The organism is Neptuniibacter caesariensis (assembly GCF_000153345.1).
Taxonomy (GTDB): Bacteria; Pseudomonadota; Gammaproteobacteria; order Pseudomonadales; family Balneatricaceae; genus Neptuniibacter; species Neptuniibacter caesariensis.
Map to the genome: position 1 here is coordinate 301829 of NZ_CH724126.1, position 12204 is coordinate 314032.

Genomic DNA, 12204 nt, shown 5'->3' on the forward strand with positions numbered 1-12204 from the left:
TTTATTCCAATACGACAAACTTGCCTTGTTCAACACGTGTTACAAACGTCTTGCTCTTACCATCACCATAGGCATCCAGTTTCAGGGGCCCTTGTACTCCCTGGTAACTATTAAGATTCAGCATGGCTTGCTTCAAATCTTTCTCGTCGGACTGCATCCCCTGAAAAACCATTCTGGCCGCTTCATAACAAAACAGCCCGGGAAAGCCCGGTGCATTTTTGAAACGTTTCTCAAAAGTTGTTTTGAAATTGATAAAACCCATGTCATTACTGGAGCGGTTGATATATTGCGGGACATACATGTTCTCAGTATAGATCCCACCGAGTTCGATCAATCGCTCAGTGCCGGCCCACTCCGATGAGGCAATGATCAGATCAGGATTTTTAACCCTGATCTGTTTCGTAATCAGTGCGGCATCCACCGAATTCATGGAAAGCAGGATTAAGGATGGATTGTGTTTGAGGGCCGTGTTGGCGATACCAACAAAGTTACTATCCGCACCAGAAACATAAGACTCAGTGGCTACTAGCTCGCCACCATTGCTCTCGAAGGTTTTTTTAAAGCCTTGTAACCAGCTTTCTGTGTAGGCGCGATTCCCAAAATCCAGTATCGCAACCGCTTTTGATGCTCCAGGTTCATATTGATTGAGAAGCTTAGCAAGCTTGCCGGAATGTTCAGAGATGGCACTCAAGGGACGCATAAAGTAATCATCGATGCCGGTGAGTTGATCTGTAGTGACGGTGCAAGCCATCATCAGCGTTTCAGCCTGATTGATCTGATCTACTGTGGCAACGGCCATTGCGCTGGTCATTGGACCAATAATTGCGTCAACCTCTTCTGCGATGAGCTCATCTATCAATGTTTGGGCGAGAGCCGGCTGTTGTTGATCATCTTTGTAGATGGGCTGTATTTTGCGGCCATTGATCCCGCCCCGAGCATTTTGCTCTTCAAGCGCCAAAGTAAAGCCATTCCTCCCTGCGGTGCCTAGGTCGGCCACCCGGCCAGATGTTCCGCCGATGAAGCCTACTTTAATCGGTTCTTCCTCTGCACAGCCAACGAGCAGAGTGAACAGACATAAACTTGCGAGCCGACCTTTGCCTGACAGCATGCTGGAACTCCATTTGCTTTAGTCTGAGTTATCCTTGCTTGGCTATATGCCCATCTAACCAGATCTCTAATGATTTCATATCCATAGGTTTACCGAAGAAATAACCCTGGGCTTCAAAGCAATTAAGGCCTTTGAGGCGACTGACCTGCTCTTGTGTCTCAACCCCCTCAGCAATCACTGACATGTCCAGATCCCGTCCAAGGTTTATGATCATTTCCGGAATATAGGTGCCTGCGTTCTCATTGGACATCTTATCGATAAACGACTTATCAATTTTAAGACGATCAAAGTGCAGCGTTTCGAGGTAACTCAGACAGGAAAAGCCGGTTCCAAAATCGTCGATAGCGACTTGCGCACCCAGATCATGGATCTGCTTCAGGGTGGCGCGGACAGTATCAATATCCATCATCGCCACCGATTCAGTGATTTCAAATTCGACCTGATTTCGAGAAAGGTTGAATTTGTTCAGCTCAGTTTTAATGGTGTTGAGAAAGTTAGGGTGCCTGAACTGTACCGGAGAGATGTTGATACCCATCTGTAGGCCCAGAGCATAGCGATTCTCCAGATGTTCCAGATCCCGCAGGGCTGAACACATAATCCATTCACCCAACTGAACAATCAAACCTGAACTTTCGGCCACAGGGATAAACTGGTCGGGGGGGATCATGGTGCCATTGTGCGTTTTCCAACGAATCAGTGCCTCCAGGCCATTAATTTTACCGGTATTCAGATCTATCTGTGGCTGGTAAACCATAAACAGTTCATGTTCTGCATGGGCTTTGCGTAACCCTTGCAGCATGAGCATGCGTTGATGGGTTTCTTTCTCTATCTCATGGGTGTATTCAACGGCATCACCGCGGATAATGTCTTTGGCCCGTTTCAGGGCGATGTTGGCCCGTTTGATCGCATCATTTCCGCTAACGTTGGCATCACGCAACACGTAAAAGCCCTGGGTCGTGGAGATGACGATTTCGTCACCAAATAAGGTGAATGGTTTCTCGACGAGTTCAGTGACCGTCTCTGGTGAGAGATTGTGTGCTGAGCCCATTATCCCAAAGGTGTCACCGGATACACGGCTTACAAAAGTACCTTCTGGCAGATTTTTAGTCAGCCGTTGCGCAACAAGCCTAAGCAGCTCGTCACCGGTATTGGTTCCCAGGGTATCGTTTATACCGCTGAAGTGGTCGATATCGATCAGGCAGATCAGCTGATCATCCGCGGCACTTGCCATCATCTTATCGATGTACCGGGCGAACGAAACACGGTTTGGAATTCCCAGAAGCGAATCAAAGTAGGCGTAGTTATGTAAGCGGTCGAGGATCGTTGCATTGTCCAGGCAGACCGAAATGTTGCTACAGAAAACCTCTAGTAGTTGATGCTCGGTTTCTTCCAGTGCCCTATGCAGGTCAAGATAGAGCATCATGTCATCACGGAACTCACTGGGAAAGTAGAGAACACAATCAGAACCGCCGTCAACGCTGCGTCGCTTCATAGCAGCATCTAACAGCATCGCCATAATATTGGGGTCCTCGAGTACCTCTTCATTCTGTGCAACGGATCGTTGCCCGGAGGCTGCGACCACGGCAAAGTCCGCCGTAGTGGGACCTTTCTGCTTATCATGGGAGCTTTTTATGCAGATCATGCCCTCTTCGGGGGTACCTAATAGCGCAGCTAACTGGGTAATAATGCCGTTTGCTAATTCACGTATGCCGTGTAATGACATCAATTCGCTGGAAGCATGAACAATCTGTTCAAGGCCTTTTCTACTGGTATCTAGTGCTTGAATCTCAGAATAAGAGCGAATGGCTGCCGTGACAGAGGTATAAAGCCGGGTTCGGGTTAAATCGGCTTTATTTTTATAATCGTTAATATCGTATTTGAGGATAACCTCTATTTCAGGGGCATAGCCTGGCTGACCTGTTCGCAGGATAATGCGGGTGCTTTTACGGCCTAAATCCTCGCGGATCACCTTTACCAGCTCGAGACCTGCACTTTCAGTCTCCATGACTACGTCGAGCAGGATAACCGCAACTTCATGAGTCTCTCGAAGAATTTCAGTGGCTTCTTTGGCGGAATATGCATGGAGTAGCTCTAAAGGCTGACCAAGGAACACCAAACCTTTTAAACCAAACTTTGTCGCTTCATGGACATCCCGATCGTCATCGACGACCAGTACTTTCCAAGGCCTTGAACTTAGTTGGTTTGCTGAGACAACATTTTCGTTACTCTCCTCTTCAGCAAAGACAATGAGCTCATCAGACATATACAACCCTCAGACGACATGAATACTCTTAAGTTAAGCACAGATCTGGGAAAAAAAAGGAAAAATTCCCGTATATTAGTCATGACTCAAGTTACATTAATCTATCCTGAATTTATACGCCTTTCGCGGTTGGTGAGGATCATCCCTTAATAACGAATATTATTGGTAGATAAGGCGAACCTGGCTGTCAAACATGCCCTCATTGATAGTCAGTTTTGCTTCATCAAATGAAGGTGCCGCCTGTTTACCCAGGCCTTGACTAAACCCATAGCCTTCCAGGGGAATACCTTCTTTCTCATTCAGCCTGCCGTCGTCATTTTCGTCATGATGGACAATCAGGGCATACTCGCCCACAGATAGGTTGGAGAAGCGGAAACGCATACTACCTTGAATTGCCTGCTGTATTGTCAGAACTTTAGCTTGATTCATATCGGCCGCAGCAAAGGCTTTGGATTGGCTAAATAGGGATACAATAACTTTGCCTTTAGCGCTTCGGATACCATCAATCTGCACATCCAGGCTGCTGGCTGCTGTCTGGCAAGCCATTACGGATAGCATGAGCGGGGCTAGATAGGCTTTCATTTACTGCTCCATTTCCAGGTTAATAATGCTCTGGAAGTCTCTTACCGAGGCTTCCTGATTCTGTGCTGTCGGTCCCACTGAGAAATAGGGGGAATTCAGCGCTTTTTGCTGTTGCTCGCAAGCAAAAATATCTTCTGCCATGAAATCACCGCTCTGCATTGGGTCATCAGGAGACGTTCCTTCGGCGTATTTTCCTGACATGCTGGCAAAGGCATTGTTGCTTCGTTGGGACTGGCGGAAGTAAGCCCAGCCCGATGCTGGCATCACTTTAGTACGGGTGATAACGCGGGTAAGGTTGGGTGCCAGTGGAATAATGTGGAAAATTGACCAGCTACTTTCACTTGCGCCGATCCCCAGATTAGGGAAGATCAGCGGCACATAGGCCCCTAGTGGTTGCTCTTCGGTAAAATGATCTATCGGTGGTAACGGACTCATCTCTTTTAGGTTGTCGGCATACTTGTCAGTTAGGGGCTCATAAAATGCAAAATGTTTGCCGACGAAGCCACACTCCTGCTGCTGGTGGGCATACATATTCAAAGTTGCGGAATGAAGATGGGCTAAGTGGTATCCGTCTATATAGTTCTCAGCCACGATTTTCCAATTAGCTTTGATCTCATGCTCTGTCGCGGAATCTGGGTCTTCTATGAGCTCCTCCACTCGATGGGGGCCGACTAAGCCTTTGATATCGCCAAGCCAGTCTGTCAACGGCTCAGGGGCCGGTTCGGGATGGACCCAGATCATCTCTTTCCATATTGAAACACTGGCCCTATGCAGCCCAAGCATCTTCTTATCCAGATCAGGGAACTCTTCACGTTGTTGCGGTACCGACAACAGATCACCTTCCAGAGAGTAACTCCAGTCATGGTAAGGGCAGGTTAAAGCTTTTCCTGCCTTACCACAGGTACGTAATAACTGGGTTCCACGGTGGCGGCATTGGTTATGAAAGGCTCTGATTTTCAGATCAGGGCCTTTAACTACGATCAGGTTGATTCGCCCGACCTGCACGGTCAGAAACTCCCCCGCCTCATTCAGGTCTGAGGTAAAGCCTGCAAACTGCCAGTTTTGCTCAAAGATTTTTTCCTGTTCTTTTTCAAACCATGTCGTCGATGTATAGGCGTCTTTAGGAAGATTGATCATCTTAAGCGTCCTCAGATTTAGGCTTCCAGCCTGGCCCTTTAAATAGATAACTACAGAACTCACCGGCTCCCTTAGCTGATTTCAGATCTTTGTACAGTTTAGAAAACTCATAAAACTGCACGGTGATCGGGTTCTTACTGGTCATCTGCGTTGTCAGACCATATTTGGGTATCTCTTCCTCTTTCTGAAATGTGCCGAATAAACGGTCCCAGATGATCAGAATGCCAGCGAAGTTTTTGTCGATGTACTTGTCATCGGAGCCATGGTGCACCCGGTGGTGGGATGGGGTATTAAGAATCCATTCAAGCGGTCCGAGTTTGCCAATCATCTCGTTATGCAGCCAGAATTGATAAGCCTGAACCAGAATCTCCGCAGCAAAAATCAGGATAGGGTTAAAGCCCATCAATACCAGAGGCAGGTGGAACAGAACGGAGACCACCGGATCAAACAGGCTGAAGCGGAACGCGGTAGCCGTATTCATCATGCCTGAGCTGTGGTGAACCGAGTGTGCTAGCCAAAACAGGCGGATTTTGTGGATACAGTAGTGCTCGATGTAATAGGTTAGGTCGGCGAGTAAGAGAACCAGCGCTGCGGTATGCATGTTGACGGGGATCTTCCATGGGATCATTTCATGGATGGTAAAGAAACCGTAGACGGCAGCGCCGAAGATAAACATTTCAGACAAGTAATAGGGGATCTGGGTAACGCAACTGGATAAGGTTTCCAGCATACGCTCTCCTGTGAAACGCTTGGTGACAACATCATTGAGCAGCTCTAAGGCCAGGAATGCCAGTGCAAATACCAGTACCCAGTCGTAAATATTGAACGACATGAATTCGATATAGTTAAGAAATTCATCAGTATTCATTATGGGTCTCCACTCATTGAGCAACAGAGAGAAAGGCTGTTTGTGATTTCAGCTTATAGCGGTCGTCCAGCTGGTAAATCTCAAAATCTGAACGAAACAGCAAAGCGTTGGCAGACGACTCCGCTCCACTCCAGACATCAATTACGCTGGTGTTTTTCTGCTTCAGGTAGGTGCCTGGAGAAATATCGATGCTGCTCCAGCTAGGCTTCTCTTCGCTTTGATTGGGGTAGCCAAGTACGACAGAAACCGTTTGATCGGTATCTGAGTACTCGCCAAATACCAGGTAGACCCTCTTCGGCTTTTGAGGATTCAATACGGAGATCAGATCGGCTGATTCAAAACGATTCCAAAGCTGGATATATTGCGGCTCAAGGGGGCGCCGAAGATCCAACACCTGCTGAATACCAGCGATATTCAGAGGGGTAAGTTGAGTCACTCTCTGTTTGTCAGCGGTCCCTTCTGATTGGCTGGAGGTGCCTGCAAATAACGCGTTACCCTGGTTGTCATAGGGAAGGCTTGTCCAGATGATAAAACTGAACATCCCCATCACCAGCACAGCATAAAGCAGCAGAATAATTGGATTTCGTTTGGGCAGTTGGATGCTATTCATGGTTATACCTGCCAGTAAAAGCAAGAAACGGCGACCGCAGTCCACAGCAAGATTAACAGCCAGTAGGCTGTAGGTTCCTGAGCGCGGTAAAACTCACGATGTAACCAAACGCTGCCCGCGTATAGATCGTATGCCACCCAAAGCAGTAGGGCGATACCAAGTATGCTAGTCCAGGCCATGTTTGTTCTCCCTTAGTTGGATAATGAGTTAATTAATCGTTGTGCGGCTTTGTAGGCGGGTTCCCGATATTGATCGTTGAGACCAATGGGTGCCAAGGAATCCAAATTGAAATACAGCGATACAATGCCAAATGCGACGGCGGAGAGATCTTCCGCGGAGTTCTGCGGAAAGTCGCGAGCGATAATCCCGGTGACATCATCGGTAAAGCGTTTTAGCCATTGTTGCATCAGTTGCTGTAACTCGGGTTTCTGACTGGATGCAAAGATCAATGACTCAATCACCAGAACAAATTCAGGATCGCTGGTTGCTTCGTGGAACAGACCTTCCAACAAGGCTTCTACCGCACCTTGAGGGGGAAGAATTTCAAGAAATGCTGACCATTGAGCATCTGACTGCGCGATCACTCGATCGGCCAGCATGGCGATCAAGTCATCGCGATTACCAACAAAGTGGCGAACCAGACTTCTCTGTAAGCCTGCCTCTTCGGCTATTCTTTCCAGGCTGCTACCTTCTAAACCAAAGCGTGCAACGCAGCGCTGGAAGGCCTGCAAGATCTCTTCTGTGCGTTCCTGTTTTTTGCTCGGACGACCCATCGTTGCCTCAATTAGTAAATTGTCATTGTTGGTAGTTTATTGTAGATGATTGTAAATTGTCAAATATGACAATAAACTTGTTCTGAAAAAATCTTCTGTCCTGAGGTAAGATTCGAATATGAACTATCTCGCTCATCTTTTTCTTGCCAAAGCTGATACCGAATCCCGGGTGGGAAATCTTCTGGGGGATTTCTCAAGAGGGGTGGATCAAACCACTTTATCACCGCGAGTTTATGCGGGTTTGCAAAACCACCGTTTGGTTGATCGTTTTACCGATCATCACCCTGAAGTTGCCAGGCTTAAAGGGTGTATTTCCAGGCAACGTCGAAGGTTTGCTGGAATCATGCTGGATATGGCATTTGACCATTATCTGATAAAGCACTGGCAGGTGTTTAGTGCTCGGCCGTTTGCAGATTGTTGCAAGGATTATTATGGCTCGCTGCGAGAAGGGCAGGTATTGATGCCTGAAAGGATGCAACAGGTCACTGCACGTGTAGCAGAACATGACTGGTTTTCTTCTTACGCTACGCTGGAAGGTGTCGGTTTCGCGCTGGATCGTATTGCTGAACGTATTCGCTTTGCTAATAACTTTGCGGGTGCTGTTGATGAACTAAAAGTACTTGATGAAGAGATTGAAGCATCATTTCTGAGATTTATGCCTGAACTCATTGATGAAGTTCGTTGTCGTGGACCAGAGGTGGAATCCGCGATTTGAGCCAACATCGCGGTTGTGTGGAACCCTGCCCGTTTATCTTTGTCTTAGCTTCACAATTAACTCTTCAACTGGTGGATCTGCAATGGAAATCTGGCTGGCAGGTTTAGTCTCTGCTCTGGCACTTATCTCTGTACTCTTATCAAGACGTGTAACCCATGAGCAGGGTTTTTATCGGGGGCATTCTCAGGATGGAAGAGCGCCTGAACTGCTGACCCTGATCTTTTCTCAGGTCACCACCTGGATCTTTGCCCGCTCCCTGTTAAACGCGGCTATTCTGGGGTTTTATTACGGTATCTGGGGAGCACTTGCTTATGCTGCCTATTACCTCTCCTTCCTCACAGGTGGGCGTATCATTGATCATCTGCGCTTTGAGCAGGGCTATGACAGTGTTCAGGCCTTTCTCGCAGATCGCTTTGGTAGTTGGGGAACACGCTGTTATAACTTTGTGATCGGTGTTCGCCTAGTGAGTGAAGTCTTTGCCAACCTTCTGGTTATCGGCATTTTGTTTGGTGCCGCTGGAACGAGCTCATATACCTTAGCGGTAGTCGGCTTAGCTGCTGTAACACTACTCTATTCCATGTTGGGCGGGCTGCATGCTTCTTTGCGTACTGATTTCTACCAGATGGTGATTTTCCTGGTGGTGCTGGGCTTGTTGCTAGTCCTCGTTGCGGGCGGGGGGCACTACTCTTCTGAGTTGTTAAGTTTCAAACCCTTCGATATTTCAGAGCCTGGCCCAATCCTACTGGCAGTTGCACTGCTACAGGTGTGGAGCTACCCAATGCATGATCCTGTGATGATGGACCGCGGTTTCCTTGCCGATCGCGAAACGACACGCCGTAGTTTCCTCCATGCGGGCTGGATTAGCAGCCTTTGCATTATCGCCTTCGGTTCCTTGGGGGTCGTGGCTGGCAGTAATGCGCTGGATGGCGAGGATATGAATCAGGTATTGACCCGTTTGTTGGGTGAGGTCCCTATGTTCCTGTTTAGTGCGTCTTTAGTGATATCGGCCATGTCCACTCTGGATAGCACCCTGACCAGTTCGGCAAAAATGCTGGTGGTTGATATGCGTATTATGTCGGTTAACTTGCGAAATGGTCGCATAGCGATGGCACTGTTTATGCTGGCAGGATTAGCGATGGTGTTCCTGGGGAATAAGGACCTGTTCAGTGCTGTGGCGGTCAGTGGTACGGCTTCTATGTACCTGGTGCCTGTGATTTTCTTCAGTTTATGGGGGAATCGCAGAAATATCCCTGTTTGGAGTTATCTGGGCAGCTTTGCGCTGGCGCTGCTGGGCGCGCTGCTGTATTTCACTGAGTCCTCGGGGCATAGCCAGCTGTTAGGGGACGCACATAAATATACCAAGCTGTTATGGATCTGTATTGTTGTGATGGTCGGTGGATGTCTGCTGTTTATGATTGGCGGAGCAACCGAGAAACAAGCTGAAGCTGTTGTTAGTGGTTGAAGATTAAGAAGGTAAAAGATGGATCTGGGTGAACTGAATGGGCCTGTTCTGGTTTTTGGCGGGCCCTATAGTAATTTGTCGGCCACGCGTGAGATGAAACGGATCGCTGAGCAGCAGGGTATACCTGCTGCATCGGTTATCTGTACCGGTGATCTGGTTGCGTATTGTGCTGATCCAACTGAGACCGTTTCACTTATTCGGGAGTGGGGCTGTCATGTGGTGATGGGGAATTGTGAAGAATCCCTGGCCGCCAGTGCACCGGATTGCGGTTGTGGGTTTGATGAAGGTTCTGCCTGTTCGTTGTTATCTGTGCAGTGGTATGCCTATGCGAACAACAGGGTGAGCCCAGAGCAGAAATTCTGGATGGGCGGGTTACCCCGACAGTTAAGGTTCTCTTTATCAGGTCGGCAGTTCCATGTGCTTCATGGCAGCGTTACCAGTATCAACGATTTTATCTTTGCGAGCACTGACCATGGTTACAAGGCGAAGCAGCAACAGTCTGTATCAGCTGAAGTCATCATTGGGGGGCATAGCGGGCTGCCTTTTGTCTCAGAAACGACAGAGGGCTACTGGCTAAATGCCGGGGTCATCGGTATGCCTGCGAATGATGGTACATCGGATTGCTGGTATATGTTGCTGGAGCCACAGGCTGAGGGTATTAAGGCCAGTTGGCACCGTTTAACTTATGCGGTTAATGAAACGGTCGAGAGCATGAAAAAAGCTGAAATTAGTGCTGCTTATGCCACCTGCTTACAGAATGGCTTGTGGCCTAGCCTGGATATTCTTCCTGAGCAGGAAAAGCGCCAAACTGGAAAAGCGATTGAGCTCAGGCCGATTTTAATTCGCTAACGACACGGTTACGTCCACGACGTTTAGCCGCGTAGAGATTGTTGTCTGCGGCATCGAGTGCCGCCTCTAGGCTTATAAAGCGTCGACAAGCCTCAACGGCGCCAATACTAATCGTGTAGTGAATCTGTTCATCTGCTGAGGTGACCGGACTGTGCTCAATCAGTTCGCGTAAGCGCTCCAGACCGATCTCGGCTTCTGGCAGGGGCTGGTTCAGAATCAGGGCAAACTCCTCTCCGCCAATCCGTGCAACCAGATCACTTTGGCGCATATGTTCTGTGAGGTGCCTGGCGAGTTCAACTAATACATCGTCCCCCACACTGTGACTATGTTCATCGTTGATTCGTTTGAAATAATCAATATCGATCATAGCGATGGTCAGCGGGTTTCGGGTGCGCAGGTGGTATTGCCACTCTTTGTTCCCTGCGATGGAGAAACCGCGCCGGTTTAGTAATCCTGTCAGAGGGTCGGTAATAGCCTGGGTATGCAATTTTTGCTTTTCGTCTTCGAGTGCCTGAAGGGCTGCTTTAAGTTTCTCTTCCGACTCGTGAAGGGCGACATTTTGCCGAGCTAATTCAACGGTATTGCGCTCTTTTTGCAGTACCAGGCGATTCAGATTAGTGATCATCGTACTGAAAGCGTTCGCCATCGAATGAATTTCCGCAGTCTCAGATATCTGGCGTCGGTCCACTTTGACACTCAGATCTCCGTCAGCAGCTTTCGTGGCAAGTGCCTCAATATACTCGATTGGATGGGTAATACGCTGGGCCAGGAAATAAGCGATAGCTGAACTGAGCAGGATAAAAACGATACAGATATAGAATATCTGCTTCTGGATATCATTCAGGCCCGCATAAAATTCATCGAGATCAGCGCTGGCGCCGATGACCCAATCCCATTCAGAAACGTAGGTTACCGCTGCTGCTTTAGGATGCGGTTTTTCCTCACCAATATTGCGCCACTGATAGTAGATCATTTTGCTATCGCCGATCGGTTGGGAGATAGCTTGATTGACCATATACTGGACCAGCGACTGACCATTCTGGTCGATGACATTGGACATGTTCTCCCCGTCCCGCAAATGATCTCTGGAGACGATGTACTCACCTTTACTGTTCAACACCCATATGTAACCTCGGTCGCCGATACGCTCAATCGCCAATCGGTTTCTCAATTGATTTTGCAACTTACGCTCAAATGCTGTGCTCTTGTAATCGGTCTCATTGATTGTGACACCTAAAACCATCTGCCAGTTTTCAAGGTAAGCTAGCGCTGTTTGGCGGTAATGATAGTTACCTTTTTCGGTGAGGTTCCAGGGGTAGCGAATAGAGATGATTTCACCGGAAAGCAACAGAGGCATTGCTTCCTCGATGAGACCTAAAAAGTGGTTATAAAAGCGCGGGCGACTGTGGTTTTCTAATAGGGCGCTGTTAAAGACAGGGGAATTATTGTCATCAAGCAAAAATATATGGCCGCCCCGGTTCAAGCGAATGTCGGAGAGTTTTTGCAGTATTCGATGTGGGTCAGGATCTTCACCTTCTATTTTGGGTTTCATGGAAACGGGAAGGGTTAATAAGACCTGTTGGCTGGTCAGAGCGATCGATTCTATGCGTTTTAAAACCAGGGCCTCTTCACGTTTGAGTACCCTGTCTTTTTGCTCAATAAACGTATTGGCAAGGGCGTGCATCTCTTCACTACGCTGTTTTAGCTGTGATTCCAATGCTGACTCGGCAAAGCTTTGATAAGAGTAATAGCCAAGCGCGCCCATGAGTGTCGTAGGTATGGTTACCAGTACGACACAAAGCAGCATTAATTCCCATTTCAAACCGGGGCGCTTCAT

Annotated in this window: 11 protein-coding genes; 3 read left to right on the forward strand and 8 right to left on the reverse strand. The window is 48.1% G+C overall.

Going from position 1 to position 12204, the window contains the following annotated elements; all coding sequences use genetic code 11:
• Nucleotide 1: 1 nt before the first annotated feature.
• The 7 genes from MED92_RS11145 to MED92_RS11175 form a co-directional block, all read right to left on the reverse strand.
• Nucleotides 2-1108: an ABC transporter substrate-binding protein gene (locus MED92_RS11145; RefSeq protein ID WP_007021645.1), complete on the reverse strand. Its 1107-nt coding sequence runs from the start codon at nucleotides 1106-1108 to the stop codon at nucleotides 2-4.
• 28 nt (nucleotides 1109-1136) lie between these two features.
• Nucleotides 1137-3371 (reverse strand): EAL domain-containing protein, encoded by a 2235-nt coding sequence (locus MED92_RS11150; RefSeq protein WP_007021646.1) that lies wholly within the window; start codon nucleotides 3369-3371, stop codon nucleotides 1137-1139.
• Nucleotides 3372-3530: 159 nt separating this feature from the next.
• Nucleotides 3531-3953: a DUF2141 domain-containing protein gene (locus MED92_RS18580; protein WP_007021647.1), complete on the reverse strand. Its 423-nt coding sequence runs from the start codon at nucleotides 3951-3953 to the stop codon at nucleotides 3531-3533.
• Entirely contained in the window at nucleotides 3954-5090 is a 1137-nt protein-coding gene (locus MED92_RS11160) for an aromatic ring-hydroxylating oxygenase subunit alpha (RefSeq protein WP_007021648.1), read from the reverse strand. It lies immediately after the preceding gene.
• Between the two features lies 1 nt (nucleotide 5091).
• A complete protein-coding gene (locus MED92_RS11165) occupies nucleotides 5092-5958 on the reverse strand; it encodes a sterol desaturase family protein (protein ID WP_007021649.1) in 867 nt (288 codons plus the stop codon).
• A 13-nt stretch (nucleotides 5959-5971) separates the two neighbouring features.
• Nucleotides 5972-6568, reverse strand: a complete 597-nt coding sequence (locus MED92_RS11170) for a hypothetical protein (RefSeq protein ID WP_007021650.1) — start codon at nucleotides 6566-6568, stop codon at nucleotides 5972-5974.
• Between the two features lie 191 nt (nucleotides 6569-6759).
• The gene (locus MED92_RS11175) at nucleotides 6760-7341 is read right to left on the reverse strand and encodes a TetR/AcrR family transcriptional regulator (protein WP_007021652.1); all 582 of its coding nucleotides are present in this window, start codon (nucleotides 7339-7341) and stop codon (nucleotides 6760-6762) included.
• Between the two features lie 118 nt (nucleotides 7342-7459).
• Between MED92_RS11175 and MED92_RS11180 the strand changes: the two genes are divergently transcribed.
• From MED92_RS11180 to MED92_RS11190, 3 genes are all read left to right on the forward strand, one after another.
• A complete protein-coding gene (locus MED92_RS11180; RefSeq protein WP_007021653.1) occupies nucleotides 7460-8056 on the forward strand; it encodes an acyl carrier protein phosphodiesterase in 597 nt (198 codons plus the stop codon).
• An 82-nt stretch (nucleotides 8057-8138) separates the two neighbouring features.
• Nucleotides 8139-9518: an SLC5/6 family protein gene (locus tag MED92_RS11185; RefSeq protein ID WP_007021654.1), complete on the forward strand. Its 1380-nt coding sequence runs from the start codon at nucleotides 8139-8141 to the stop codon at nucleotides 9516-9518.
• A gap of 18 nt (nucleotides 9519-9536) precedes the next feature.
• Nucleotides 9537-10367: a metallophosphoesterase family protein gene (locus MED92_RS11190; RefSeq protein ID WP_007021655.1), complete on the forward strand. Its 831-nt coding sequence runs from the start codon at nucleotides 9537-9539 to the stop codon at nucleotides 10365-10367.
• Here the strand turns inward: MED92_RS11190 and MED92_RS18585 are convergent.
• On the reverse strand, nucleotides 10345-12204 hold the full coding sequence (locus MED92_RS18585) for a sensor domain-containing diguanylate cyclase (protein ID WP_007021656.1): 1860 nt from the start codon (nucleotides 12202-12204) through the stop codon (nucleotides 10345-10347). The genes MED92_RS11190 and MED92_RS18585 overlap by 23 nt on opposite strands.